Annotated in this window: 28 protein-coding genes and 2 tRNA genes; 20 read left to right on the top strand and 10 right to left on the bottom strand. The window is 71.7% G+C overall.

What is annotated here, in order from left to right; all coding sequences use genetic code 11:
* Nucleotides 1-6: 6 nt before the first annotated feature.
* A complete protein-coding gene (locus tag K933_RS15210) occupies nt 7-639 on the top strand; it encodes a hypothetical protein (RefSeq protein ID WP_049947924.1) in 633 nt (210 codons plus the stop codon).
* 39 nt (nt 640-678) lie between these two features.
* On the opposite strand, the gene K933_RS15205 is transcribed toward K933_RS15210, so the two are convergent.
* Nucleotides 679-1,443, bottom strand: a complete 765-nt coding sequence (locus K933_RS15205; protein WP_023395637.1) for a hypothetical protein — start codon at nt 1,441-1,443, stop codon at nt 679-681.
* A 120-nt stretch (nt 1,444-1,563) separates the two neighbouring features.
* Between K933_RS15205 and K933_RS15200 the strand changes: the two genes are divergently transcribed.
* Nucleotides 1,564-3,540 (top strand): DEAD/DEAH box helicase, encoded by a 1,977-nt coding sequence (locus K933_RS15200; protein WP_023395636.1) that lies wholly within the window; start codon nt 1,564-1,566, stop codon nt 3,538-3,540.
* Nucleotides 3,541-3,550: 10 nt separating this feature from the next.
* Here K933_RS15200 and K933_RS15195 read toward each other — a convergent pair whose 3' ends face one another.
* The gene (locus tag K933_RS15195; protein WP_023395635.1) at nt 3,551-4,354 is read right to left on the bottom strand and encodes a hypothetical protein; all 804 of its coding nucleotides are present in this window, start codon (nt 4,352-4,354) and stop codon (nt 3,551-3,553) included.
* A gap of 118 nt (nt 4,355-4,472) precedes the next feature.
* On the opposite strand from K933_RS15195, the gene K933_RS15190 reads away from it, so the two are divergent.
* The 3 genes from K933_RS15190 to K933_RS15180 all read left to right on the top strand — a co-directional run bounded on the left by K933_RS15190 (nt 4,473) and on the right by K933_RS15180 (nt 5,553).
* A tRNA-Tyr gene (locus K933_RS15190) sits at nt 4,473-4,546 on the top strand.
* Between the two features lie 268 nt (nt 4,547-4,814).
* Complete coding sequence (locus tag K933_RS15185) at nt 4,815-5,108, top strand: toxin-antitoxin system TumE family protein (RefSeq protein WP_023395634.1); 294 nt, start codon at nt 4,815-4,817, stop codon at nt 5,106-5,108.
* A gap of 34 nt (nt 5,109-5,142) precedes the next feature.
* On the top strand, nt 5,143-5,553 hold the full coding sequence (locus K933_RS15180) for an HVO_A0114 family putative DNA-binding protein (protein ID WP_049947923.1): 411 nt from the start codon (nt 5,143-5,145) through the stop codon (nt 5,551-5,553).
* Nucleotides 5,554-5,912: 359 nt separating this feature from the next.
* Here the strand turns inward: K933_RS15180 and K933_RS15175 are convergent, their stop codons facing one another.
* Entirely contained in the window at nt 5,913-6,239 is a 327-nt protein-coding gene (locus K933_RS15175; RefSeq protein ID WP_023395632.1) for a hypothetical protein, read from the bottom strand.
* A gap of 176 nt (nt 6,240-6,415) precedes the next feature.
* Here K933_RS15175 and K933_RS15170 point away from each other — a divergent pair, with 176 nt between their 5' ends.
* Together K933_RS15170 and K933_RS15165 are read left to right on the top strand one after the other, a co-directional pair.
* Nucleotides 6,416-7,003: an NAD(P)/FAD-dependent oxidoreductase gene (locus K933_RS15170; protein WP_023395631.1), complete on the top strand. Its 588-nt coding sequence runs from the start codon at nt 6,416-6,418 to the stop codon at nt 7,001-7,003.
* 129 nt (nt 7,004-7,132) lie between these two features.
* Entirely contained in the window at nt 7,133-8,053 is a 921-nt protein-coding gene (locus K933_RS15165; RefSeq protein WP_023395630.1) for a DMT family transporter, read from the top strand.
* A 107-nt stretch (nt 8,054-8,160) separates the two neighbouring features.
* Here the strand turns inward: K933_RS15165 and K933_RS15160 are convergent, their stop codons facing one another.
* Both K933_RS15160 and K933_RS15155 read right to left on the bottom strand, forming a co-directional pair.
* The gene (locus K933_RS15160; RefSeq protein ID WP_023395629.1) at nt 8,161-8,646 is read right to left on the bottom strand and encodes an SRPBCC family protein; all 486 of its coding nucleotides are present in this window, start codon (nt 8,644-8,646) and stop codon (nt 8,161-8,163) included.
* Between the two features lie 210 nt (nt 8,647-8,856).
* Entirely contained in the window at nt 8,857-9,039 is a 183-nt protein-coding gene (locus K933_RS15155) for a hypothetical protein (protein ID WP_023395628.1), read from the bottom strand.
* Between the two features lie 392 nt (nt 9,040-9,431).
* On the opposite strand from K933_RS15155, the gene K933_RS15150 reads away from it, so the two are divergent.
* Nucleotides 9,432-10,856, top strand: a complete 1,425-nt coding sequence (locus K933_RS15150; RefSeq protein ID WP_023395627.1) for a class II fumarate hydratase — start codon at nt 9,432-9,434, stop codon at nt 10,854-10,856.
* A 65-nt stretch (nt 10,857-10,921) separates the two neighbouring features.
* Here the strand turns inward: K933_RS15150 and K933_RS15145 are convergent, their stop codons facing one another.
* Nucleotides 10,922-11,512 (bottom strand): AsnC family transcriptional regulator, encoded by a 591-nt coding sequence (locus tag K933_RS15145; protein WP_023395626.1) that lies wholly within the window; start codon nt 11,510-11,512, stop codon nt 10,922-10,924.
* Nucleotides 11,513-11,670: 158 nt separating this feature from the next.
* Here K933_RS15145 and K933_RS18825 point away from each other — a divergent pair, with 158 nt between their 5' ends.
* From K933_RS18825 to K933_RS15120, 6 genes are all read left to right on the top strand, one after another.
* Nucleotides 11,671-11,841 (top strand): HVO_2901 family zinc finger protein, encoded by a 171-nt coding sequence (locus K933_RS18825; RefSeq protein WP_023395625.1) that lies wholly within the window; start codon nt 11,671-11,673, stop codon nt 11,839-11,841.
* Nucleotides 11,842-11,955: 114 nt separating this feature from the next.
* Nucleotides 11,956-12,771: an ABC transporter ATP-binding protein gene (locus K933_RS15140; protein WP_023395624.1), complete on the top strand. Its 816-nt coding sequence runs from the start codon at nt 11,956-11,958 to the stop codon at nt 12,769-12,771.
* Nucleotides 12,768-14,390, top strand: coding sequence for a hypothetical protein (locus K933_RS15135; protein ID WP_023395623.1), 1,623 nt, complete (start codon nt 12,768-12,770; stop codon nt 14,388-14,390). Before K933_RS15140 ends, K933_RS15135 begins: the two co-directional genes overlap by 4 nt.
* Before the next feature lie 72 nt (nt 14,391-14,462).
* The gene (gene gatE, locus K933_RS15130; RefSeq protein WP_023395622.1) at nt 14,463-16,337 is read left to right on the top strand and encodes a Glu-tRNA(Gln) amidotransferase subunit GatE; all 1,875 of its coding nucleotides are present in this window, start codon (nt 14,463-14,465) and stop codon (nt 16,335-16,337) included.
* A 62-nt stretch (nt 16,338-16,399) separates the two neighbouring features.
* On the top strand, nt 16,400-16,663 hold the full coding sequence (locus tag K933_RS15125; protein WP_023395621.1) for a hypothetical protein: 264 nt from the start codon (nt 16,400-16,402) through the stop codon (nt 16,661-16,663).
* 170 nt (nt 16,664-16,833) lie between these two features.
* Nucleotides 16,834-17,430: a uracil-DNA glycosylase gene (locus K933_RS15120; RefSeq protein WP_049947930.1), complete on the top strand. Its 597-nt coding sequence runs from the start codon at nt 16,834-16,836 to the stop codon at nt 17,428-17,430.
* A 44-nt stretch (nt 17,431-17,474) separates the two neighbouring features.
* Here K933_RS15120 and K933_RS15115 read toward each other — a convergent pair whose 3' ends face one another.
* The gene (locus tag K933_RS15115) at nt 17,475-17,696 is read right to left on the bottom strand and encodes a hypothetical protein (protein WP_023395619.1); all 222 of its coding nucleotides are present in this window, start codon (nt 17,694-17,696) and stop codon (nt 17,475-17,477) included.
* A gap of 59 nt (nt 17,697-17,755) precedes the next feature.
* Here K933_RS15115 and K933_RS15110 point away from each other — a divergent pair, with 59 nt between their 5' ends.
* Nucleotides 17,756-18,502 carry a hypothetical protein gene (locus tag K933_RS15110; RefSeq protein WP_023395618.1) on the top strand — a complete coding sequence of 249 codons (747 nt, stop codon included), beginning with the start codon at nt 17,756-17,758 and terminating at the stop codon, nt 18,500-18,502.
* A gap of 46 nt (nt 18,503-18,548) precedes the next feature.
* Here K933_RS15110 and K933_RS15105 read toward each other — a convergent pair whose 3' ends face one another.
* From K933_RS15105 to K933_RS15100, 3 genes are all read right to left on the bottom strand, one after another.
* Nucleotides 18,549-18,752 carry a hypothetical protein gene (locus K933_RS15105; protein WP_023395617.1) on the bottom strand — a complete coding sequence of 68 codons (204 nt, stop codon included), beginning with the start codon at nt 18,750-18,752 and terminating at the stop codon, nt 18,549-18,551.
* Nucleotides 18,753-18,891: 139 nt separating this feature from the next.
* Nucleotides 18,892-19,044: a hypothetical protein gene (locus K933_RS18470; protein WP_161631429.1), complete on the bottom strand. Its 153-nt coding sequence runs from the start codon at nt 19,042-19,044 to the stop codon at nt 18,892-18,894.
* A 110-nt stretch (nt 19,045-19,154) separates the two neighbouring features.
* Nucleotides 19,155-20,174 carry an alcohol dehydrogenase catalytic domain-containing protein gene (locus tag K933_RS15100; protein WP_023395616.1) on the bottom strand — a complete coding sequence of 340 codons (1,020 nt, stop codon included), beginning with the start codon at nt 20,172-20,174 and terminating at the stop codon, nt 19,155-19,157.
* A gap of 386 nt (nt 20,175-20,560) precedes the next feature.
* Here K933_RS15100 and K933_RS15095 point away from each other — a divergent pair.
* The 5 genes from K933_RS15095 (at nt 20,561) to K933_RS15075 (ending at nt 25,897) form a co-directional block, all read left to right on the top strand.
* Nucleotides 20,561-20,642, top strand: a tRNA-Ser gene (locus K933_RS15095).
* Nucleotides 20,643-21,177: 535 nt separating this feature from the next.
* Nucleotides 21,178-23,274: a ribosome rescue protein RqcH gene (gene rqcH, locus K933_RS15090; protein WP_023395615.1), complete on the top strand. Its 2,097-nt coding sequence runs from the start codon at nt 21,178-21,180 to the stop codon at nt 23,272-23,274.
* 17 nt (nt 23,275-23,291) lie between these two features.
* Nucleotides 23,292-23,960, top strand: coding sequence for a DUF4013 domain-containing protein (locus tag K933_RS15085; RefSeq protein ID WP_023395614.1), 669 nt, complete (start codon nt 23,292-23,294; stop codon nt 23,958-23,960).
* Between the two features lie 9 nt (nt 23,961-23,969).
* The gene (locus K933_RS15080; RefSeq protein WP_023395613.1) at nt 23,970-24,758 is read left to right on the top strand and encodes a DUF4013 domain-containing protein; all 789 of its coding nucleotides are present in this window, start codon (nt 23,970-23,972) and stop codon (nt 24,756-24,758) included.
* Nucleotides 24,759-24,829: 71 nt separating this feature from the next.
* A complete protein-coding gene (locus K933_RS15075; RefSeq protein WP_023395612.1) occupies nt 24,830-25,897 on the top strand; it encodes an mRNA surveillance protein pelota in 1,068 nt (355 codons plus the stop codon).
* Nucleotides 25,898-25,922 lie beyond the last annotated feature (25 nt).

Genomic DNA, 25,922 nt, shown 5'->3' with positions numbered 1-25,922 from the left:
CACACAGTGGCTTCCCGACAGGGCAGCCCCGACGCCGACCGGGCGTCGGAGCACACCAGCCGTGGCGTGTCGTCACCGAACGCCCCGATCCGGACCCGGTCCCCGGACTCCCCGACGGGCGAGACTCGCGACCTCTCCTCGCCGCCGCCGCGCGACCCCGCGCGGTACGCGCAGACGGACCACTTTCGCGAACGACTCCGACAGCAGGGACGGTACGTCTCGCTTGCGGCCGCGGGCGACGCCATCCGCGAGGGTCAACTCCGGTGGAACACGACCGACGGCTGGCGGTTCGCGCTCGTCCGCGACGGCGTCCGCTACGTCGTCGTCGTCGGCGACACGGAGACGCCGTCGCCGGTGCTCGTGACGGGCTGGACCGAGATCGCCGACTGGGAGGCCGCGGTGGAGTCCGACCGCTGGAGCGATGCGGACGTGAACACGATCCAGCTCCGTGCGGACCTGTCGACGCACAAGGAGCGGCAGATCCCCGGCCGGATCCGTCCGCGCGTCGTCGCGCGCGCGTTCGAGGTGGGTGGCCACCGCGTCCGGACGGCCCCGGGCGAGGGGTTCGTCGCGTGTGCCGACTGCGGCGGGCGCTACCGGTCGAAGCGCGCGCTGTGCGAGAGTCACTGCGAACAGTAGCGCGGTAGCGTGGGCGGGGCGACCACCCCGCCGGTCGTTCTACCGACCCTTCCGCCCTCGAACCCCGCCGGTCCGTACGGCGTCCTCGCCGGCGACCAGCACCCCCCACCAGTCGGTGACGGGGCCGTCGAACATGTGTTCGGGGACGAGCGGTGCCGCGACGGGCGCGAACCCGCCCGCGCGCATCGCCTTCACGCCGACGTAGCGCTCGACCGGGCGGCCGAGGAAGTCCCGGACGCGGATGTGTTTGTCCTCGTCGCGCTCGTAGGCGTACGGGAACGACTCCCGCGGCGGGCAGTCGAGGTGGTCGACGCCGTCGAGGACCGACAGCGTCTCGGCGCCCGCGCGGAGTTCGAGCCGTTTGTCCTCCGACTCGGGGTCGGCCGACGGCGCCTCGTGCCACTCCACGTCGTCGCCCGCGGGGACCGCGGCGTACCCTCCCTCCGCGAGGCGCACGCGGTCCGGGCCGTCGAAGAACACCCGACAGCCGCGGGCGTCCTCCGAGCGGACGCCGACCGGCGGCGTGAGCAGTTCCGTCACCGTCTCGGCCGCCTCCGCCTCGCTCACGACGAACAGGGTGGCCCGCTCGCGCCCCTGGTTGGTCCAGACGCGCGAGAGCACGGTCGTCGGGTCGGTGCCGCGGACGGGGTCGAGCGCCACCGGCCGGGCGGGACCGAACGGCGGGCGGGCGTCGGCGGTCGGAGTCGCCAGCCCCGGGGGGTCGGCGCCGCTGTCGGGATAGCTCACGTCGTACCCGCGCCCCCGGCAGTACGTCGCCCCCGTCGCGAGGAGGTCCGATTCCATCGAGTCGAGAGTTCACGCTCGCCCCTGAAGTGGGTTGTGTGGCCGGCAATCAGGTGGTCAGAAGCGCCGGCGAACCGGCGGAGCGCGACCCCTTTACCGCGCGGACGCCTACCGCCGACGATGACGGACTCGGGAGACGCCGGGACGGGCGAGGGGAGTGCGGACGCGGGCGACGCGAGCGCCGGTACCGGTGTCGGCGCCGACGACGCCGAGTCGACGCCACGGGAGGGTGCCGGCGAGAGCGACGGCGAGACCGACGGGGGCGGGGAGAGCGAGCGTCCGTCCGGCGGCGCGCCCGCGCTCACCGTCGACGAGTTCTACGACGCCGTCGAGGCGGAGGAGCGACCGGTGTTGACCGCCTCGCAGGTCGCCCGGCGGACTGGTCGGTCGCAGGCCGAGGCGGTCGACGCGCTCGACGCGCTCACGGCGGCGGGCGACGTCGAACGGGTCGACGTCGAGACCGACCCGGTCGTGTTCTACCCCTCGTCGTGGGGGGATCTCGCGGCGCGCGAGCGGGTGGTGTTCTTCCCCGAGCGCCGGCAGGTCGTGGTCGACCAGCCCACGCAGTTCACCCGCGCACGCCTCTCGGAGTTCGCCCACCTCGTCGACTCCACCGGCACCGACCCGGGCACCCGGGGGTACCTCTACGAGGTGCGCCAGGAGGACATCTGGGGCGCGCCGTTCGACGACCTCTCAGACCTGCTCGCGCGGACGCACTCGGTGCTCCCGCGGCGCTCGCCCCACTTCGAGGGGTGGGTGGAGGACCAGTGGAAGCGCGCCAACCAGTTCACGCTCCGCACCCACGAGGACGGCTACGTGGTGCTGGAGGCCGACCGCGAGGAGTTGATGGGCAACGTCGCCCGCCAGAAACTGGAGCCGGGACAGCTCAGGGCGGACCTCTCCGACACCACGTCGTGGGTCAACGAGGAGGAACTCGGCGCGATAAAGCGCACCCTCTACGAGGCGGGCTACCCGGTGCGGGACGAACGCGACCTCGACTCCGGCGACCCGCTCGACGTGACGATGAACGTCGAACTGCGGGCGTACCAGCGCGACTGGCGCGACCGGTTCATGGAGCGGCAGGCCGGCGTGTTCGTCGGCCCGCCCGGGTCGGGCAAGACCATCGCCGCCATCTCCGTCCTCGAAGCCGTCGGCGGCGAGACGCTCGTGCTCGTCCCCTCGCGGGAACTCGCCGCACAGTGGCGGTCGGAACTGCTCGACCGGACGGACCTCTCGGAAGCGCAGGTCGGCGAGTACCACGGCGGCGAGAAGAACGTCCGTCCCGTGACGGTCGCCACCTACCAGACCGCGGGGATGGACCGTCACCGCTCGCTGTTCGACTCCCGCGAGTGGGGACTGATCGTCTACGACGAGGTCCAACACATCCCGAGCGACGTGTTCCGGCGGTCGGCGGACCTCCAGACGCGCCACCGGCTCGGTCTCTCCGCCACCCCGGTCCGCGAGGACGACCGCGAGGAGGAGATATTCACGCTCGTCGGCCCGCCCATCGGAACCGACTGGGGCGCGCTGTTCGACGCGGGGTTCGTCCAGGAGCCGGAAGTCGAGATCCGGTACGTGCCGTGGCGCGACGACGAGGCACAAAACGAGTGGGCGAGCGCCGACCGCCGGGAGAAACACCGGGTCGCGGCGAGAAATCCCGCGAAGGTCGGGGAGGTGCGCCGCCTGCGCGAGCGACACGCCGACGAGAAGGCGCTGATATTCGTCGACTACCTCGACCAAGGCCGGGAGATAGAGGCGGCGCTCGGCGTCCCGTTCGTCTCGGGGGAGACCCGCCACCACGTCCGCCAGCGGCTGTTCGAGGAGTTCAGACAGGGCGAGCGGCGCACGCTCGTCGTCTCCCGGATCGCAGACGAGGGGATCGACCTGCCGAACGCGGAACTCGCCATCGTGGCCTCCGGGCTGGGCGGGAGCCGCCGACAGGGCGCACAGCGCGCGGGGCGGACGATGCGGCCCGCGGGGTCCGCGCTCGTGTACGTCCTCGCCACCCGCGGGACCAGCGAGGAGGACTTCGCCCAACGGCAGATGAACCACCTCGCCGAGAAGGGCGTCCGCGTCCGCGAGCGGACGATGGAGTGAGCGCCGGGTCTCAGCGGTCCGTACCGTCGGGTCGTTCCTCGTCGCTCCCGCCGTCGAAGTCGGGTTCGGCCCACCGGTCGTCGGGGTCGACGGCCGAGAGGGCGTGTTCGATCTCGGCCGCGGAGAACTCCTCGTCGCGCAGTTCCATGTTCGTACGCTGCCACCGCGCGGACTGGTCGTCCTCGCCCTCGGGACCGACGCGCGCGCCGTGGAGCTTGAAGAAGCGTCCGCCGCGACCCATCCGCGCCCCCTCGCCGGTGTGTTTGTCGAACGCCACGTCGAACCGGCCGCCGGGCTCCAGGTCGCCCGCGGGGAACTCCACGTTCGGCTCGCGGTCCTCCTCGTTCGCCGCGGCGCGTTCGGCCGCGACGTTCCGGAAGTACTCGTCGGCGTTCGACGACTCCCGCGAGGAGCGAGCGCGCGCGCACGCCAGCGCGGCGTGGACCGCACAGACCCGCCCCTTCCACTCGCTCGGCTCCCACCGCTCGGTCGCGAGCTCCTCGTAGCGGTCGACCAGTAGCGCGACCTCCTGGCCCGCGCGGAGGTCCTCGACGACGTAGAGGTTCAGCCGGTCCCAGAGGTTCCACGCGAACCCCGAGCGCGCGAGTTCCCACGCGGCCCACGCCGCCACCTCCTCGTCCGAGCGGCGGACCGCCTTCTGGAGTAGACTCGACACGGCGAAGCGGTTGTAGCCGCCGTCGGTCTCGTCCGACCCCTTCGGCTCGCCGAAGTCGTCGGTTCCGTCGGCGTCGGGCGACCGGTCGGAGAGGTCGCCGTCCGCGCCGAACGTGGCCTGTCGTCCCTCGTCTGTCATGCCCGAGCGGTGCGCCGCGCGGGCGATAAAACCCCCAGACGGGAGGGTGACTCGCCGTGACGCACGGCGACCGAATGAGAACCCTTAAGTCTCAGTCGGCAGGTAGTGTCGGGTGTAACCGGGTTTAGCTCAGCCTGGCAGAGCAGCCGACTGTAGATCGGCATGTCCCCCGTTCAATTCGGGGAACCCGGACTTCTCGCGGCGCACCGCGAACGGACAGCAGCGGGGGAGCCGCGCCGCGTGGGTCACTCGTGACCCGATTCGAACAGACGAGTCGCAGCCCGGACCGGCCGAGCGAAGCGAAACCGCACGCCCGGACCGTCTCGACGCGTTCAAATCGGGGGACTCGGATACCTTCTCTCTCCGAACTCACCTGTTCTCGGAACCATCAATCGACCACCGCCTACGATGGGTTGCGACCCAACACCCATTATGATGTGGTGTATAACAACAGTTGTGGATGGTATCCAGCGACGACGTACGGGAAATCGAAAACATCGACCGACGAGAGGACGACGGCGCAGTCATCCGCGCACTCGTCCTCTCCGTCCCCACCTCCGAGAAGTTCCCCGAGGGCGTGAAGTACCGCCTTCACTACGGGACCGAGGACGACGAGGTCATCGTCCGCTACGACAACTCCCACGGCGTCCACGAACGACACACTGCCGACGGACTCGACGAGGACTACGAGTTTCCCGGCTACGAGGCGGTTCAAGACCGCTTCTGGCGAGAAGTCCGAGAGGGCGGGCCGTAGCCGCCCGCGTCGCTGGGTGCCCTACCAATACACCATGACATCATCTAACACACTCATCGTGACGGTCGAATCGCTCGCCGACGTCGAAGCCCGGACCCGCGACGCGTTCGACAAGGCGCTCAGTGGCGACGTTCCAGACGAGGACGCCCCACACCGGCTGAGCTTCGGCGACACCGACGAGATGGCGGTCGTATTCAGTCCACGAGCGATCGACCTGCTCCGGACGGTCGCCCGCGAGGAACCCGCGAGTATGCGCGAGGCGGCGCGGATGGTCGACCGCGACATCAAGGACGTCTCGCGGAACCTCGATCAACTCGCAGAGTACGGCGTAGTCGAGTTCGTCGAGGAGGGTCGGGCTAAACGGCCAGTCGTCCCGTTCGACGACATCGAGATCCGTCTCCCACTCCGGGCCGGAGCCGACGATGCCGAGCACGTCGAAGCCTGAGTCTCTGCCATTCTCGGAACTCGGATCGTCTCCAAGTCTCCGGCCCTCCCCCACGCCACTCGTTCCAGTGATATCAGTTTCTCAATCACCACACACTGCTGTTTCGAGTACGAGTACAGCGAAAAACGTCCAGTGTGGACCACCTCATCCAGACCGCACGGCTGACACGTCGTGAACGAGAGTTCACTCAAGAGCCAGGATGCTCCTCGTCGCGGACGGCAGCCGACGGGGCACCGGTCCCGGCGGCCGCTCCCTTCTCGTCCCCGGCGACTCCGGGTCGTCGTCGAGGACCATCGGACCGGCGGCGGCGCTCCCGCAGCAGACGGTCGCCGTCCGGAGGAGGTAGCCAGCGAGGACCGCTACGGGAACGCCCGGCGGAGCGACACCCCGCAGTCGGGACAGCGCCGGTCGGCGCCGAGTTCGTCGGTGGTCCGGTCGCAGTCGGGACAGACGTACACGACGGTGACTCCCACCATCGGGGTCGGGTCGCCGTCGGCCTCGGCGGACCCGTCCCAGCGGGCCGCCTCGACGGACGTCACGTGGCCCGTCTCCCGTTCGTGCCGGAGGCGGGCGCGTTCGACGACGTCCCACGCGTCGGGGTCTTCGGTCTCGACCGGTCCCCACCCGCAGCCGTCGGCCGTACACCGGGCGCCGACGACGAGCGAGCCGTCCCACCGGATGCACATAGATTAATACTATTTCCACACATAGTTAAGTTAACCCCGAAGAAGAGAGAGCGGAGGCGCGCGCGCGCCGGTCCGACCCGCGTCGTCGCCGGCCGGCCGGGCGGCGACCGTCCCGGTAAGCGGCACCGGTCGCCGCCGGCGTCCGTTTTATGCGTCTGTCGACCAAATGGTCAAACATGGCAAACGTGATCGTGGTCGGTGGCGGTCCGGCCGGCCTCTCGGCGGCACTGTTCACCGCGAAGAACGGACTCGACACCCACGTGTTCGACACCGACGAGACGTGGATGCACAAGGCGCACCTGTTCAACTACCTCGGGGTCGGCTCGACCGACGGTACCAACTTCCTCGAGACCGCGCGCCGACAGGTCGAGACGTTCGACGCGGAGCGTCACCCCGACACCGAAGTAACCGCCGTCGAGGAGAGCGGCGACGGGTTCACCGTCTCGACGGCCGACGACGAGTACGAGGCCGACTACGTCGTACTCGCGACCGGTGCGAACCGCGACCTCGCGGAGGAACTCGGCTGTGAGTTCACCGACGACGACGTCGTCGACGCCGAGGTGTCGATGCAGACCAGCGTCGAGGACGTGTACGCCACGGGCGCGATGGTCCGCGCCGAGGAGTGGCAGGCGGTCATCTCCGCGGGCGACGGCGCGGCGGCCGCGCTCAACATCCTCTCGAAGGAGAAGGGCGATCACTACCACGACTTCGACGTGCCCGGCGACGCCGACCGCGTGATGGGCAGCCTCGTCGACGAGGCGTAACGGCGGAACCGGACCCGCCGACCCGACGACTCGCCCGCGAGCCGCGACCCGGCGCGGCCGAACCGACTCGACGCCCTCGTTCTTTCGCGGTACCGCAACCACTAACGCCGCACCCCGAGAGTCGCGCGTGTGTCGCACCTCGCCGCCGTCGAACGGCGCGTCCCGCCGCTCGCGGCCCTCGTGGTCGCGGTGCTCGCGGTGTCGACCAGCGCGATACTGGTCGAGTGGAGCCGGGCGCCGAGCCTCGTGAAGGCGTTCTACCGGGTGCTGTTCACCGTTCTGCTCCTCCTGCCGGCGGCGCTGGCCCGGCCGGCCGACCGGGCGGCGTTCCGCCGCCTCCGCCCGCGTGACGTGGCCGTGGCGGCCGCCTCGGGCGTCGCGCTCGCGGTCCACTTCGGCGCGTGGTTCGAGAGCCTGCGCTGGACGACCGTCGCCGCGAGCGTGACGCTCGTGCAGGCGCAGCCGCTGTTCGTCGCCGCGGGCGCGTGGGCGCTCCTCGACGAGCGGCTCACGGGGCGGATGCTCGCGGGCATCGGCGTCGCGCTGGCGGGCGCGACGGTGATGAGCGGCGGCGGGGTGCTCGTCGGCGGCGCCGGCGGCGCGCGGCCGCTGTACGGCAACGCGCTCGCCCTGCTCGGCGCGGTGGCGATGGCGGCGTACCTCCTCGTCGGGCGCTCGCTCCGCCAGCGGCTTCCGCTGTTGCCGTACGTCGTCGTCGTGTACGCGGTCTGTGCGGGCGCCCTCCTCGCGGCGGCGCGCGCGCGCGCGGCGCCGCTCGTCGGCTACCCGCCCCGCGAGTGGCTGCTGTTCGCGGCGATGGCGGCGGGACCGGGGCTGGCCGGCCACACGGTACTCAACTGGGCGCTCGCGCACGTCGAGTCGAGCGTCGTCTCGGTGTCGCTGTTGGGCGAACCCGTCGGGAGCACGCTGCTGGCGGCGCTGTTGCTCGCGGAGTACCCGACGCCGGTCACGCTCGTCGGCGGTGCGGTCGTGCTCGCGGGCGTGTACGCCACCGCGGCCGCGCGCCGCGCGGGAGCGGGACCCACGTAGCCGGCCGATACGACAGTCGGTCGAGGGGTCGAGGGGTCGAGGGGTCGAGGGGCCGAGGGCTGGAGGGGGGCGACTGCCCGACGGCGTCGCAGTCGCCCGACCGCGCGCTACGGCCGCCCGAGGAGTTCCTTCGTCTTCCGGTGGCGACCGCGGAACATGGGTTCGAACCCGACGTCGCCGAACGGTTCCGCCAGCCCGCCAAGCGGGCCGCCGGGGAGGCGATAGCGCACCTCGTCGACGATCACCGTCCCGGCGCCGTCGCCGTAGAACCGGTGGGTGTGCTCCCACTCGGGGAACGGGCCGTCCTCCATCTCGTCGCGGAAGTAGGCGGAGCCGTCGCGCTCCTCGCGTTCGACGATGCGGGAGGTCCACGACTGCCGCGGGCCGATCCCGAACGGTCGGATGCTCATCCGGATGGTCGCCCCCCGTTCGAGTATCTCCGGGTCGGGCTCCCCGTCGGGACCGACCACCGCCTCGACCCGGAGGTCCATGAACCCCGGCGTGAGTTCCTCCAGCCCGCTCACACGCGAGTGGAACGACCAAACTTCGTCCAGCGGCGCGGCGACGCGCGTCCGTCGGCGGTACGTGCCCATGAGTGGTGTGAGGGGCGGCGGAGTGAAACACTCACCGGCGGACGGCGAGAGTCGACCGGCGTGACTGGACCAGCGGCAGTGAAAGAACGGGAACGGGGGGCCGGCGGCGTCGGCGGGGACCGGCGGGCGTCGGCGGAGGGTCGGCGAACGGCGGGAGGGTCGGCCGGCGAACGACGGAGGGCCGATGGCGTCGGCGGGGACCGCTGTGCGTCACCGACGGACGGCGACGCCGGCGACCAGGCCGGCGAGCGCGCCGACGGCGAACGCGGGGTGGGTGGCGAGCGCCAGCGCGACGGGGAACGCCGCGGCGACGGCGAACGCGACCGTCAGGCTGGGGTCGGCCCGGCGGTGATCGGAGTCGACTCGACTCGCTGCGTACTCGTAACCGAACATCTGTCTGGTCGTCTCTGGTGGGTAGGGCAGTCGGACGGCGATACACGGGGCGGGGCGGGCCGTCACTCAGCGGCGGGGAGGGACGACACGCGCACGCCGGCGGCGGGTCGGCGACCCGGGACCGGCCCCGGGTTCGCGCGTGGACGCGAACCCGAGGTCGAACCCGAGAGCGCCGACGCTCGCGCCGAGGAGAGCGTCGATGGGTGGGGTGCGCACGTCGGTGTCACCTCGTTCACGACGAGACGCCCCGCCCACTTGAACCTGTGTGGGATGTGACAGCCGGTACCGCGGTGTCGGCGCCGCGGCCGGGCGGTCGGTCGTCCGGTCGCCCGCGGGCGGCGCGCGGGCGCGGACCACACCCTTTTACGACGGTCCCGGGCGAGCCACCGCACATGAGCCGAGACGACGACAGCGGCGAGGTTCGGATCGAGGAGGACAGCCTCGGGGAGATGGAGGTTCCGGCGGACGCCTACTGGGGCGCACAGACCCAGCGCGCGGTCGAGAACTTCCCCGTCTCGGGGCTGACGTTCTCGCGGCGGTTCGTCCGCGCGCTCGGCGTGGTCAAGAAGGCGGCCGCGCGCGCCAACGAGGACCTCGGCCACCTCGATTCGGACGTGGCCGACGCCATCGCGGACGCCGCCGACGAGGTGATCGCGGGCGACCACGACGACCAGTTCCCGGTCGACATCTTCCAGACCGGGTCGGGAACCTCCTCGAACATGAACGCCAACGAGGTGATCGCCAACCGCGCGGCCGAACTCATGGGCGAGGAGGTTGGCGACCGGGTGGTTCACCCGAACGACCACGTCAACTTCGGCCAGTCGAGCAACGACGTGATCCCGACGGCGATGCACGTCGCCAGCCTCGAAGCCGTCGAGAAGGACCTCATGCCCGCGCTCGAAGCGCTCAGCGCCGAACTGGAGGCGAAGGAGGCGGAGTTCGACGGCGTGGTCAAGACCGGCCGCACCCACCTCCAGGACGCCACGCCCGTCCGTCTGGGTCAGGAGTTCGGCGGCTACCGCGCGCAGGTCCAGAAGGGGATCAAGCGCGTCGGCGACGCGCGCTACCACCTGCGGGAGTTGGCGCTCGGCGGCACCGCGGTCGGCACCGGTCTCAACACCGACCCCGAGTTCCCCGAACTCGCCGCGGAGTACATCTCCGAGGAGACGAACACCCAGTTCCGCGAGGCGGACAACCACTTCGAGGCGCAGGCGGCCCACGACGCGATGTCGGAGGCGCACGGCGCGCTCCGCACCGTCGCCGGGAGCCTCAACAAGATCGCGAACGACCTCCGACTGCTGGCCTCGGGGCCGCGGAACGGCCTCGGCGAGATCGAACAGCCCGAGAACCAGCCCGGCAGTTCGATCATGCCCGGCAAGATCAACCCGGTGGTCGCGGAGTCCGTGAACCAGGTTCACAAGCAGGTCGTCGGCAACGACGCCGCGGTGTCGGCGGGCGCCGCCGAAGGGCAGATCGACTTGAACCTGTACAAGCCGGTGGTCGCGTACAACTTCCTCCAGTCGGCGGACGTGCTCGCGAACGTCTCGGAGGCGTTCGCCGACAAGTTCGTCGCCAAACTCGAAGCCAACGAGGAGCACTGCGAGGAGCGCGTCGAGCAGTCGATGGCGCTCGCGACCGCGCTCAACCCCGCCATCGGCTACGACCGCGCGAGCGAGGCCGCCAAGGCCGCACTCAAGGAGGGGAAGACCGTGAAGGAAGTCGTCGTCGAGAAGGGCTACCTCACCGAGGAGGAGGCCGACGAGGTGCTCGACCCCGAGGCGATGACCCACCGGGGTATCCTCGGCGACGAGGAGTAGCGACCCCACGAGGGACGGGCGCGGGAGGCGGGACCGAACTCGCCCGGCGCGGGCGTTCGGGGGGATCAGACCCCCTCTTCGAGCTGTTCGTACCGCTCCTCGAACCGCGTCTCGCAGGTCGGACAACAGAAGTGGCGGAGCTCGCCGCCGACGCGCGCGGACGTGCCCTCGCTGGTGACGGTGTTGCCACACTGCACGCAGTCGAGCGCGAACTCCGTCCCGCGCACGCTCGGCGTCCAGTCGACGTCCGCGACCAGGTCGACCTCGTAGCCGTCGAGTCGGTCGACGCCGACGGTCTCCTCGACCCACTCGTACGCCGACTCCGAGGGGAGGCGGCCGTACGCCGTGATGTCCCCCTCGGCGGTCGTGAACACGTGTTCGACCGCCTCCGAGTCGCGGAGCCGCTCGTTGACCGCGGCGCGCTCGTCGGGGTTCGGCTCGACCCGGACGAGCACCGGCACGCCCGACCGGAGCTGTGACCGGTCGACGTCGATGGTGAACCCGCGGATGACCCCCGCCTCGCGGAGCCGCGAGACGCGGTCGGAGACGGCGGGCGGCGTCAGGTCGACCGCGTCGCCGATCTCGCTGTACGGGCGGCGGCCGTCCTCGGCGAGCAGTCGGAGGATCCGCATGTCGGTCCCGTCGAGGTCGTGCATACCACCCCGACGACGCGCCGGGGTGAAATACTCTCCCCAACGGTGGCGACCGCGCGGCGGGGGCGAGTCCGCGACCGAGGTCGGGCGTGCGGTGGGACCACGTGCCAGAGCGCCGGGAGAATCGGTACGTTCAACACTTCTCCCGCGAAGGGAGGCGTATGCAGCAACTCGCAGTCCGAGGAACCGGCCGAGACCTGCTCCGGTGCCGGAAGTGCGGTGCCGAGTTCCCGGAGGGGAGAGCGACGCGGGACGGCTGGCACTTCGCCTGTCCCGAGGACGACTGCGACGCGACCGGCATCGGCGAAGGTCTCTGTCGCCTCGACGACTGAGCCACCCGCCGACCGGCACGCCCGGACCCCCGTCGGCCGCGCTCCACCCTCCCGGCGGGCGGCCGTAGGGGGGAGTCCGCACCTTTTTGCCCGCCACTCCCGTCGCGTCGACCCGTGACTCCCCCGCTCGCCATCGACGCAGACGGGCTCTCCAAGCGGTACGGCGACACCGTCGCGGTCGACTCGGTCGACCTGGCGGTCGAGGCCGGCAGCGTCTACGGCTTCCTCGGGCCGAACGGCGCCGGCAAGACCACCACGATGCGGATGCTGACCACGCTCACCACCCCCACCGACGGCACCGCCCGGGTCGCGGGCGCGCCCGTGAGCGACCGGTCGGCGGTCGTCGACGACATCGGCTACCTCCCCGACGAACCCCCGCTGTTCGACGAACTCACCGGCCGCGAGCAGTTGGAGTACGTCGCCGCGCTCCGCGACCTGCCCGAACCGGCGGCCGTCGAGCGGATCGACGCCCTCCTCGGCCGGTTCGGCCTCGCGGACGACGCCGACCGGCGGATCGACGGCTACTCGAAGGGGATGAAACAGAAGGTGGGCATCGTCCAGGCCATCCTCCACGACCCCGCCGTCCTCTTTCTCGACGAGCCGACCAGCGGGCTCGACCCCCGTGCCGCCCGCACCGTCCGCGACACCGTCGCCGACCTCGCGGCGGGCGAGACGACGGTGTTCCTCTCGACGCACATCCTCCCCGTCGTCGACGAACTCGCCGACACGGTGGGCGTCCTCTCCGAGGGGCGACTCGTCACCGAGGGGGCACCCGAAGCGCTCAAGCGCCGCGCCGAGTCGGGCGAGGAGCGCACGCTGGAGGACGTGTTCCTCGACGTGACCGACGGCGTCGGCACCGACCGGGCCGCGGGCGCGACGACCGACGACGCCGAGTCCACCGACCCAACCGACGGGCGCCCGGCCGAATGAGTTCGAGTCGCGTCCCCGCCGTCGACTTCGGCCACGTCCGGCGGATCGTCGTCGTCGAACTCAGACGGCGGGTCAGGAACCTGCTCGACCGGCCGCTCCAGTTGGTCGCGCTCGCGGTCGCCGGGCTGTTCCTGTTCGGTGTGGTCGCCGCCGTCGGCTTCTTCGCGTACGCCGGCGGCGGCCGACTGGGCGACCCGGCGGTCCTCGGCTACGCGGGGCAGGCCGCCGGGGGGCTGTTCGCCCTGGTCGCGGCGCTCGTTGCGTTCCGCACCGTCTCCGAGAACAGCGAACCCGACAACCTCGACGGGATGTTGACGACCGTCCCCTACGGCGAGGTGTTCGCCGGCCTGCTCGGCGTCGAACTCGTCGGGGTGACGGTGTACGGGCTGCTTCCAGTGCTGGTTGCGGCGGGCGCGCTCGCGGCGGGCAGCGGCTCGCTCGCCGTCGGGGTGACGGTCGCGCTCGCGGCCGGCCTGCTCGTCGCGTTCGGCGTCCTGACCGGGATGGCGCTCGGGTTCGCGGTGAAGAACGTCGCCGTCCGGTCGGAGTTGGTCGCGCGCTTCCGGGTCCTGCTGTGGGTGGTCGTGTTCGTCGCCTACTTCGGCGTGTTCGCCACCGGCTCGCAGGGTGCGGTGTTCGCGCCCGTCGTCGGCGCGTTCGCGCGGCCGCCGCTGACCTACTTCGCCGACCTCGCGCTGTTGCCCGTCCACCCGGCGGCGTCGGCGCTCCGGGCCGCCGCCGCCGTCGCGGTGACCGCCGTCGGAGCGGCCGCGGCGTTCGTCGCGGGCGCGCGCCTCGCCGGCGCGCTCTGGTACGCCGACCGCGCGCACGCCGCGGAGACGACGGGGACCGACGCCACCTCGCTCGACGCGGGACCGCTCGGCCGCCTGGTGGGCCGACGGACCGCGTGGGTCGCCCGCAAGTCGTGGCTCCGCGCGCGCCGGGCGCCGATGAAACTCGTCTACGTCGCCTACCCCGCGTTCGGGCTGCTCGGCCCGCTGTCGGTCGCGTTCCAGACGGGCGAGGTGTCGCGGACGCTGCCGGTGCTGTGCGCGCTGTACGCGACGTGGGCGGGCGGCGCGGCGTTCGCGCTCAACCCGCTCGGCGACGAGGGAGCGGCGCTCCCCGTGACGGTCACCTCCGGCGTCGGCGGGTGGACGTTCGTCGCCGGCGTCGCGCTCCCGGGGGCGGCGCTCGGCGGGGCGTGCGCGCTCGCGCTGTCGGTCGGGCTGGGGGTCGTGAGCGGACTCCCGCCCGTCAGGCTCGCCACCCTCGCCGGCACCGCCGTCGCGCTCGGAGTGGGCGCGCCGGCGCTCGCGACCGGCGTCGGCGCCGCGCTCCCGAAGTTCGAGGCGTCGCGGATCACCCGGAGCCGGTCGGCTGTCGTCCCCAGCCTGTTCGCCTTCGCGGCCTACTCGCTCGCGCTCTTGGGGCTGTCGGTTCCGGGGGTCGTCACGCAACTGCCGCTGTTCGCGGACGGGGTCGGCGACCTGCTCGGTCTCGCGCCCGCGGTGCTGTCGGCGGTCGGACTCGGCGTCACGGTAGTGCTCGTCGCCGCCGCGGGCCTGCTGTCGTCGGCGTACGCCGCCCGGCGGTTCGACCGGTTCGAGCTGTCGTGAACGCGGCGTCGTGAGCCGCCGCGGGCGGCGGGAGTCGCCCCACTTTTGCCCCCTCCCGACCGAGGGCCGACCATGACCGACCGCGAGTACGACTACGAGGAGCTCGGCCTCGTCGCGGGGCTGGAGATCCACCAGCAACTCGACACCGCGACGAAGCTGTTCTGCGGGTCGCCGACGACGCTGCGGGAACCGGAGGAGGCCGAGCGGACGATCACCCGCTATCTCCACCCGACCAAGTCCGAACTCGGCGAGGTGGACGAGGCGGCGCTGGAGGAGTCGCAGGTCGAACGCGAGTTCGAGTACCTCGCGTACGACACCACCTGTCTCGTCGAGGAGGACGACGAACCGCCGGCGGAACTCGACGCCGAGGCGCTCGACGTGGCGATGCAGATCGCCGACCTGCTCGACCTCACGGTCGTCGACGAGGCGCAGGTGATGCGCAAGATCGTGATCGACGGGTCGAACACCTCGGGGTTCCAGCGGTCGGTCCTCCTGGGACAGGAGGGGTCGATCGAGACCGACGACGGGAGCGTGGGCATCGAGGACATGATGCTCGAAGAGGAGAGCGCAAAGCGGGTCGAAGAGACCGACGAGGGGGTGCGCTACTCGCTCGACAGGCTGGGGATCCCGCTGGTCGAGATCGGGACCAGCCCGGACGTCCGCTCGCCCGAGCAGGCGCGGGAGGCCGCAGAGCGGATCGGGATGCTCCTCCGCTCTACGGGGAAGGTCAAGCGGGGTCTCGGGACGATCCGTCAGGACGTCAACGTCTCGATCGCCGAGGGCGCGCGCGTCGAGATCAAGGGCGTGCAGGCGCTCGACGACATCGACGACATCGTCGCGACCGAGGTGGGCCGGCAGGCCGAACTCGTCGAGGTCGCCGACGAACTCCGGGAGCGCGACGCCGCGGTGGACGACCCCGTGGACGCGAGCGAGGTGTTCGAAGGAACCGACTCGGGCGTGATCGCAGGCGCGCTCGACGATGGCGGGTGCGTGATGGCGGTTGGACTGGAGGGGTTCGACGGGCTGGTCGGCCGCGAGATAGCGCCCGACCGCCGGCTGGGCACCGAGCTCTCGGATCACGCCAAGCGGCACGGCGCGGGCGGCGTGTTCCACACGGACGAACTCCCGGCGTACGGCGTGACCGACGCGGAGGTCGCGGAGCTACGCGAGGCGGTCGGCGCCGGCGACGACGACGCGGTGGCGCTGGTCGCCGACTCGACCGAGGTGGCCGAGGCCGCCATCGAGGCGGTCGCCGAGCGAGCGGCGACCGCCGTCGAGGGCGTCCCCGAGGAGACGCGCGGCGCGAACGACGACGGCACCACCCGCTACCTCCGGCCGCTCCCCGGCGCGGCCCGGCTGTACCCCGAGACGGACGTGCCGCCCGTGGAGCCGGACCCCTCGGCGGTGGAGACGCCCGAACTGCTGACCGAGAAGGCAGAGCGGTACGCCGACGAGTACGGCCTGGACGCGGGGCTGGCCGAGCAGGTGGCGTACGGCCGACGGATGCCGCTGTTCGAGGCGGTCGTCGCCGACGGGACCGACCCGACGTTCGCGGCGACGACGCTCGAATCGACGGTGACGGAACTCCGCCGTGACGGCGTGGCCGTCGAGCGCCTGACCGACGACCAGTTCCGCGGCGTGTTCGCGCTGGTGGCGTCGGGCGACCTCGCGAAGGAGGGCGTCAACGAGGTGTTGACCGTGCTCGCGGAGGAGCCGGAGCTGAGCCCCGAGGAGGCGGTCGAGGAGGCCGGTCTCGCGGGCGTCGACGACGAGGCGGTCCGCGAGGCGGTCGCCGAGGTGGTCGAGCGGAACGCCGACCAGGTCGAACAGCAGGGGATGGGCGCGTTCTCCGCGCTGATGGGCGAGGCGATGGACGCGCTCCGCGGGAAGGCCGACGGCGAAGTCGTGAGCGACGCGCTCCGCGAGGAGATCGGCGAGCGGTCGTGAGCCCGGAGCCGGCCGTCGACCGCGGACGCCACACCGAAGGCGCTCGCCACCAAACGGTCGGTGTGACCGATACCGTACGCTGTTGGTTCGTCGAGCGCGGCTACGACAATCGCGACCTCGTCACGCTCGCGTACGCGACGCCGGAGGGCGACCGGGTGTTCAGACAGGAGCTCGCGGCGGGCGCCATCGAGTCGAAGACGGTCACCGCCGCCGAGGACGTCGAACCCCACAACCTCGAAGCGGTCGACGACCCCGAGACGCGCGACCGCTACGCGGACGAGGTGGCGCGCGTCAGGAGTGACCACGACCCGGACGACGAGGTCTGACACCGCCACCCCGTCGATCCGGTGACCCGACCGGCCCGACGACTCGACCGACCCGGCGGCCCGGCCGGTCCGGCGACCCGGCCGACGCGCCGCGGAACCCCCACCGTTATTCCTCCGAGGCCCCCACTCCCGCCGTGTTCACGCAGGACGACCTGTACAACCCGTTCGGGATGGACGAGGACTGCCGGAACTGTCCCGCGCTCGCGGCGTGCCGCGAGCGGGTCGTCCACGGCTACGGCGACGCGGGCGGGGAGGTGCTCGTCATCGGGGAGATGCCGTCGGCGGGCGCGGAGGCGAACGGCGTCCCCTTCACGGGCGACGAGGCGGGACGGCGACTCCAGCGGGTGCTCGGCGACCTGGGGCTGTCGCGCTCCGCCCCCGACGACCCCGAGCCGGAGCTCCAGAACGTCTACCTCACCTACCTGACGCGGTGTCGCCACCCCGAGCGGCCGCCGACGGACGACGAAGTCGCGAACTGCGAACCCTTCTTGAACGGGGAGACGCGGATGATCAACCCCGAACTCATCGTCCCCGTGGGCCAGCGGGCGCTCGAAGCGCTCGCCATCGAGTACACCACCCGCGCGCCCGACAGCTTCGACGCCGAGGCGGAGCACGCCACCACGGTCCGCGGCCGCGGGTTCGAACTCCTCCCGATGGTCGACCTGGCCGACCTGACGGAGTCGCGCGCCGACGAGTTCGTCGAGCACGTGACCGAGAACGTCTTCTCGCGCGACTACCGGCAGACCAAGGGCCGGCAGGGGCGGTAGGCGGCCGCGCTCGACTCACCATACCGGACGCCTCGCGCCGGCGCTCACCAGTACGGCGTCTCCCACCGGGCGCGCGCGGTCCGGCGGCCCCACGCGACGGCGGCGGCGACGCCGACGACGAGGAGGCCGAGCGTGAGGAGGAGACCGACCGCGGGGACGCCCGCGGCGCCCGCGGCGACGGACGACAGCAGCGCCGCGAGCGCGCCGACGAACGCGAGCGCGCAGCCGAGCGACCCCAGACGGACGAGCGCGCCGGTGACGTTCACGTCCGGAGTGGGGCGCGCGATTTGATAAAGGGTAAGGACGGTCCCCTCCGAGTACGCCCATGACAGTCGTCGCCGTCCTCGCGGACCCGCCGCGGCCCGGACTGGCGCTGCCCGAACTCGCCGAGGAGTCGCCGCTCTCGGAGGCGGACGCGGCCGACCTGTACGCCGCGCTGCTGAAGGACACGTTCCGCGCGGTCGAACGGTCGGGCGCCGACCTGCTGGTGAACTACCGCCCGGACGACCTACTGCCCGACGAACACGTCACGGAGACGGCCAGCGAGGTCGAACTCCGGACGCTCGCGGGCGACGCGCTCGCGGACGTGCCCGACGCGCGCTTCGAGCAACAGGTGGGGTCGACCGTCTCCGCGCGCGCGGGCAACACCGCGACCCACCTCCTGCGCGAGGAGGGGGCACACTCGGTCGCGGTGGTGCGGGGGACCGCGCCGCTGTTGACCCGGTCGGCCATCGACTCGGCGGCGATGAAACTGCGGTCGAACGCGACGGTGCTCGGGCCGAGCACCCGCGGGCGGACGTACTTCGCGGGCTACACCGCGCCCGTCGACTACGAGGACGCGTTCGGCGACGACGAGGTGGAGACGCTGACCCGCCGCGCGGCGGACGCCGACCACGACGTGGAGTTCCTCCCCCTCCAGGTCGCCGTCGAGACGACGGCCGACCTGCGCGACCTCCTGCCGGTGCTGTGGGCGCGCGTCGCCGCCGAACGAGTCGTCCCCGAGCACACGACGTCGTTCGTCCACGACCGCGGCCTGCGCGTCCGCGACGGCGAACTCGTCGCCGACGGCTGACTCGGCGCTCCGCCGGGGGTCGACGCGACGGCGGAGCGACTCGACCTCACCCGGCGTCGTGTACGCGCGCGACCGCCGCCCGGTTGTCGAGCGCCCGGCCGCCGCACCGCTTACACCGATGGGTGTCGTCCCCCCGCCGCGCGACGTCGGCGGGCCGCAACTCGGCGTGACAGTGTTCGCAGGTCGCGCTCGCCGGCTCCGAGTCGACTCCGACCCCGCTCTCGGCCGCCGGTCCGGTGCAGGTTGCCATCGGACCCACCGCGGGACGGGTCCCCAATGAACGTTGGTGTCTGTCCCGGCCCGGCGGCCGGTACACACGGCCGGACCGCCGGGCGTACGCTCCCCTTTCGCTCCCGAAACCGACGACTAGCGGCTCGGTTCGCCGCCGTTCACTCGCCGCCGAGCAGGCGTTCGACCGCCGACCGGTTGCGGAGCGCGCGACCCCCGCACCGCTTACACCGGATGGTCCCCGCGGTCGGTTCCGCGACGTCCGCCGGCCGCATGTCCGCGTGACAGTGCTCGCAAGCCGTTGTCGTTGTCATGGCAGGCGCTCGGACGTGGACGCCGATAAGGGTCCGCCCCCGAGTATCCGAAACGATACCGCCGCGGGAGCGGCCGCCGAAAGCCAGGGCGCCGCGGTGGTCGCGGTCGGTCAGTCGGCGGCGGTCACGACGAGTTTGCCGACGCTCTCGCGGTCGCGCATCGCGCGGAACGCGTCGCCGGTGTCGGCGAGCGGGTAGGTCGCGTCGACCGCCGGCGAGAGGTCGCCGTCGGCGACCAACTCGACCAGCGACGCCAGTTCGGGCTGGGTGCCCATCGTGCTCCCGACGACCCGCTTGTGCCCGAGAAAGAGGTCGGCGATATCTATCTCCGAGCGGCCGCCCGCGGTGCGGCCGCAGACGACCATCCGGCCGCCGCGGCGCATCACGTCGAGTCCGAGGTCGGTGTACGGTCCGCCGAGGTGGTTGATCACGGCGTCGGGCGCGCCGACGGCCGCGACCGCCTCGCGGAGGTCGTCCGGGTCGGTGCCCTCGATAGCGTGGTCGAGTCCCAGGTCGGCGAGGCGGTCGAGTTTCGACGCCGACGAGGAGGTGCCGACGGTCCGCGCGCCCACCACCTCGGCGAGTTGGACCGCGGCGACGCCGACGCCGCCGGTCGCCCCGGGGACGAACACCAGGTCGCCGGGTCCGACCTCCGCGCGGCGGAGCATGTGGTGGGCGGTCAGGTACGCGGTCGGCAGGGCGGCGGCGGCGACGGCGTCGACCGACTCCGGCAGGGCGATCAGTCGGTCCGCGGTCACGGTCGCCGCCTCCGCGAGACCGCCGTGGTACAGCGAGAAGTTCTCACAGAGGTTCTCGGGGCCCTCCCGACAGAACCGGCAGGTCCCGCAGGTCCGGTTGGGACACAGGAGGACGCGGTCGCCGGGGGCGACGCCCGTCACCCCCTCGCCGACGTCGCGGACGACGCCCGCGACGTCGAGACCGCTCACGAACGGGAGGTCGTCGGCGTCGACCATCGCGGAGTCGCCCTCCAGTATCCACAGGTCGTGGCGGTTGATCGAACACGCCTCGACGTCGACGACCGCCTCCCCGCGGCCGGGGTCGGGGTCGGGTCGGTCGACGAGTTCGACGCCGTCGGGACCGGACAACTCGGAGAAGGCGGCTGCGCGCATCGGGTCGGGGTTGGGCGACGGGTCGGATAGGTGTTCGTGCGGGCGACCCCGACTCCGGTGACCGTCAGGTCTATGCGGTCGTGACGGCGCGTCCGACGGACCCGCCGAACCGGACGGATCGACGCGCCGACAAGAGTTATGCTCGCAGCCGCCCTCGTCGAACCCGATATCGTACATGTCCGGACCACTCGACGACCTCCGGCCGGTGGAACTCCTCCGGATCCTGTCCGAGGAGGCGGCGCTGATACTCCGGTCGGGCGCGGGACCGGGCGACGTCTGACCGGGCGGACTCGGGTTCCGGGCGACAATTGACGTTAGTGCTAGCTCGGACGCCCGAACTCGGGGACCGTCAGGCCTATGTCACCGGGATCGCAACCCACGAGCGGGGTGGGGTGGCAGAGTGGCCCATTGCGCCTGCCTTGAAAGCAGGTGGCGCAAGCCTCCTGGGTTCGAATCCCAGCCCCACCGACTTCTGCCGCGAGCACCATGGCGAGCGCCCCGTGCGCGAGCCGTCGCCGCGAGCGGCGCGAGGTGTCCGGCTGGGTTCGAAGGAGACGAGCCGCAGCCCGGACCCCGACCTTTTACGCTGCGCTCGGCCGCGGAGCGGCCTCGTTCGGTAAACGGTCGATCAAAAGCGCTCGTCACTCACTTCACTCGCTCCGCTCGTTCCGTTCAGTCGTCGGCCCGCTCGGTCGCTTCGCTCCCTCGCGGTGGGAGACGGAACGACCGCTCAGCCGGGCTATCGGCGCGTGGCGGCACGGCTCCGGTCACACGAGCGAACTGAGCGTGACCTCGCGAGACCCTCGGCTCGGGTCGTCCGCGCCGGAAGCGCGCGAGCGACGAGCGAGTCCGGTGGGGAGGACGTGGCTACGGGCGGCCCCTTTCGCGGTCACGACGGTTGCTGAGTCACCGATCCATCCTCCGACGACGAGTACGGTGACGACGAACGCGACGACCCCATCCCGCAACGCCCAAACGTCGCCCCCCGAAACGACACACAAGAATGGAGCCGAAACGCGAGATGACCAGCGTCGACCTCGCGGCCCTCGTCGGTGAACTCCAACGGTACGAGGGCGCGAAGGTGGACAAGGTCTACCTCTACGGCGACGACCTCGTCCGGTTCAAACTGCGGGACTTCGACCGCGGCCGGGTCGAACTCCTCGTCGAGACGGGCGAGGTGAAGCGGTGTCACGTCGCCGACCCCGAGCGGGTCCCCGACGCGCCGGGTCGCCCGCCCGAGTTCGCCAAAACCCTCCGCGCGCGCCTCTCGGGCGGCGAGTTCGACGGCGTCGACCAGTACGAGTTCGACCGGATCCTCACCTTCGAGTTCGAACGCCCCGACGAGGACACCACGGTCGTCGCGGAACTGTTCGGCGAGGGCAACCTGATCAGCCTCGACGAGACGGGGGAGGTCCTCCGGAGCCTCGAAACCGTCCGCCTGAAGTCGCGGACCGTCGCGCCCGGGAGCAGCTACGAGTACCCCCAGTCGCGGATGAACCCCCTCGACGTGAGCTTCGAGGCGTTCGCCGCGCGGATGGACGACTCCGACACCGACGTGGTGCGGACGCTCGCCACCCAACTCAACATGGGCGGGCTGTACGCCGAGGAGTTCTGCACCCGCGCGGGCGTCGAGAAGACGCTTGACATCGCCGACGCGACGGAGGAGGAGTACCGCGCCGTCTACGACGCCATCGGCCGGCTGGGCGACCGCCTCCGTGCGGGCGACCTCGACCCCCGCGTCTACCTCGAAGACGACGAGGTGGTCGACGTGACGCCGTTCCCGCTGGAGGAGCGCGAGGGGGTCGACAGCGAGGCGTACGACGACTTCAACGCCGCGCTCGACGAGTACTTCCACCGACTCGACCTCACCGACGACGAGGGGGTCGACGACTCCCCCGACTTCGAGGCGGAGATAGAGAAACAGAAGCGGATCATCCAACAGCAGGAGGGCGCCATCGAGGAGTTCGAGGCGGACGCGGCGGCCGAACGCGAGAAGGCCGAGGCGGTGTACGCCAACTACGACCTCGTCGCGGACATCCTCACCACGGTCCAGGAGGCCCGCGAGGCCGGCCGCGGGTGGGACGAGATAGACGAGACGTTCCTCGAAGGGGCCGACCGGGGCATCCCCGAGGCGGAGGCCGTCGAAGGGGTCGACGGCGCCGACGGCACGGTGACGGTCGACCTGGGCGAGGCGACCGTCACGCTCGACGCGCTGACGGGGCCGGAGAAGAACGCCGACAGCCTCTACCAGGAGGCCAAGCGGATCGAGGAGAAGAGGGAGGGCGCCGAGGAGGCCATCGAGAACACCCGGGCGGAGTTGGAGGCGGTCAGGAAGCGGCGCGAGGAGTGGAGCCGCGAGGACGACGACGCCGACGAGGAAGACGACGCGGACGACGAGACCGACGAGGTCGACTGGCTCTCGCGGCCGTCGATCCCGGTCCGCGAGCGCGACCACTGGTACGACCGGTTCCGGTGGTTCCACACCGGCGACGACTTCCTCGTCATCGGCGGGCGCAACGCCGACCAGAACGAGGAACTGGTCAAGAAGTACATGGACGGCGACGACCTGTTCTTGCACGCGCAGGCGCACGGCGGGCCGGTGACGCTGATCAAGGCGACCGACCCCTCCGAGGCCGCCCGGGACGTCACCATCCCGGAGAGCAGCCGCGAGGAGGCCGCGCAGTTCGCCGTCTCCTACTCGTCGGTGTGGAAGGACGGCCGCGGCGCGGGCGACGCCTACCTCGTCACGCCCGACCAGGTGTCGAAGACGCCCGAGTCGGGCGAGTACCTCGAGAAGGGCGGGTTCGCGATCCGCGGCGACCGCGACTACTACCGCGACGTGCCCGCCACGGTGGCCGTCGGCGTCCAGGTCGAACCCGAGACGCGAGTGATCGGCGGGCCGCCGTCGGCGGTCGAACCCCGCGCGGTCTCGACGGTCGAACTCGAACCCGGGAAGTTCGCACAGAACGACGCCGCCGTCAAGTGCTACCGGACGCTCAAGGCCCGGTTCGCGGACGACTCGTTCGTCCGCAAGGTGGCGTCGGCCGACCGCATCCAGGAGTTCCTCCCGCCGGGCGGCTCCGACTTCCCGGACGCCTGATCCGGTGACGCGTTGATATGATCCCGGAGGCGTTCGGATACCCGCTCGGCGGCGACCGCGGGGACGCCGCGGAGACGCTCGCGGTCGGCGGCGGTCTCCACCTGCTGGCGACGTTCCTCCCGGTGGTCCCGCTGGTGTTCGTCGTCGGCTACTTGGTGGGCGTGCTCCGGACGACCGACGACGCCGAGGACGACCCCGCGACGTTCCGCTCGCCCGGCGGACTCGCGGGTCTGTGGACGCTCGTCCGCGACGGCCTGCTCGGGTCGCTCGTGGTCGTCGCCTACTCCGTCGTCCCGGTCGTCGTGTTGGGCGCCACGTTCTACGGCATCCTCGGCGGGAACGCCTCGCTCGACGGCGTCGGCAGCCTCGCGGTCGCCGTCGGCGGGACGACCACGCTGTTCGTCTCGCTCGCGTTCGCGTACACGCTGCCCGCGGCGCTCGCGGCGCTCGCGCGCTCGGGGCTGCGCGCCGCCGTCTCCCCGCCGGCGGTCTGGGCGGCCGCCACGACCGGCCGGTACTTCTACGCGTGGTGCGTCGGCGCCTCCGCGCTCGGGGTCGGCGCCGCGCTCGCGGTCCCGTTAGAGCGGCTGGTCGTCGGCTTCTTCCTCCTCTTCTACCTCGAAGTCGTCGCGGCGGCCGCGTGGGCCCGCGGCGTCGGGGGAAAGCGTTTTGCCGGCGGTGACTGACCGGCCGGTATGCTCGAAGCCGCCCTGCGGTTCCCCCTCGCGAGCGACGACCGGGTGTCGACGCTACTCATCGGCGGCGCGCTGCTCGCCGTCTCACTGTTCGCGTCGACGCTCGCGCTCCTGTTCGTCCCCTTCGTCCCCTTCGGCCTACTCGTCTCGCTCGTCGTGTTCCCCGTCTCGCTGGTCGTCCAGGGCTACCTCGTGCGCGTACTCCGGGGGGCGGCGACCGGCGAGCGGGCCGCCCCCTCGTTCACGAACTGGGGCGGGCTGCTGGTCGACGGGCTGAAACTGCTGTTCGTCAGCCTCGTCTACGGGCTGGTCGTGGCCGTCCCGATGGTGGTGTTGGTCGTGGTCGGCGTCGGGTCGTTCACGCTGACGGGTGGGATGGAGAGCGGGATGGGGGTGGAGACTGCGACGGCGGCCGCACCGCCCGTGACCGGGCCGAACGCCGCGCTGTCGGCCGGGCTGCTGGCCGGTCTCGCGGTCGTCTTCCTGCTGTCGCTCGTCGTCTCGTACCTGCTGCCGGCGGCGCTCACCAACTTCGCGCTCCAAGACAGCCTGAGCGCCGCGTTCGACTTCGGGACGCTCCGGCAGGTGGTCTTTTCGACCGACTACCTGCTGGGGGTCCTCCTGGGCTACGTCGTCGGTGGCGTCCTCGCGACCGTCGCGTTCGGGTTCTCGCTGCTGTTGGTCGGCATCCCCGCGCTGTTTTACGCGCAGGTGTTCACCTACTACTGCTTCGGCCGCGGGTTCGCGGAGGCGCGCGAGTCGATGGCGCCGGGGACCGAACGGGTCTGAGCCCCGGGTGCGGCCGGGCGGCCCGTTCGCGTCTGGGAAGGCCTTTGTAGCCGCCCCGCCGACCCACTCGCATGCGAATCGAAGGCCGCGGACGCGGCGCGGAGGGCCGCACGCGCCTGACGGTCGTCCCCGAGACGACGGACGACCTGTGGCACCTCTCGCACGTGCTCGAACCCGGCGACCGGGTGGACGCCGACACCACCCGCCGGATCCAGCGCGACGACGAGAACCTCCGCGACACCGGCGGCGAGCGCGAACACATCAGCGTCACCATCGAGGTGGAGGAGGTGGAGTTCGCCCGCTTCGCCAACCGCCTCCGGGTGGCCGGCGTCATCGTGAGCGCCTCCAAGGAGGACGAGGTGGGCCACCACCACACCATCAACGTCGAGGAGCGCACCGAACTCACGATAGAGAAGTACTTCAAGCCCGACCAGATGGAGCGGGTCGAGGAGGCCGAGGAGGCGACCGGCGCGCCCGACGTCGCCATCGCCACCGTCGAGGAGGGCGCGGCGTACATCCACACGGTCCAGCAGTACGGCACCGAGGAGTACGCCAGCTTCACCAAACCCACCGGGAAGGGCGACTACGCCCGCCCCCGCGACGAGTTGTTCGAGGAGTTGGGGGGCGCGCTCTCGCACCTCGACGCCGACGCGGTCATCCTCGCGGGACCCGGCTTCACGAAGAACGACGCCCGCGACTACATCGCCGAGGAGTTCCGCGACCTCGACGAGCGGATCACCGTCGTCGACACGTCGGCGGCGGGCGACCGCGGGGTCCACGAGGTGCTCAAGCGCGGCGCGGTCGCGGACGTCCAGAAGGAGACCCGGATCGCCCGCGAGGCGGACCTCATCGACCAGTTGACCGAACGGATCGCCGAGGGGGCGAAGGCGACGTACGGCGCGAGCGAGACGATGGAGGCCGCCGAGTTCGGCGCCGTCGAGACGCTCTTGGTCTTAGACGAGCGTCTGCGCGAGGAGCGACAGGGCGAAGGCGAGTGGGACGTCGACGCCAACGAGTTGATCGAGACGGTCGAACAGAAGGGCGGCGACGTGGTGGTGTTCTCCGAGGAGTTCGCCCCCGGCCAGCAGCTGCGGAACCTCGGCGGCGTCGCGGCGCTGTTGCGCTACCGGCTACAGTAGGGACGGCCCGTCCGAGCGCCCCGCC

This window comes from Candidatus Halobonum tyrrellensis G22 (assembly GCF_000495475.1).
GTDB lineage: Archaea > Halobacteriota > Halobacteria > Halobacteriales > Haloferacaceae > Halobonum > Halobonum tyrrellense.
This window is presented reverse-complemented; position numbering and strand designations above follow the sequence as displayed.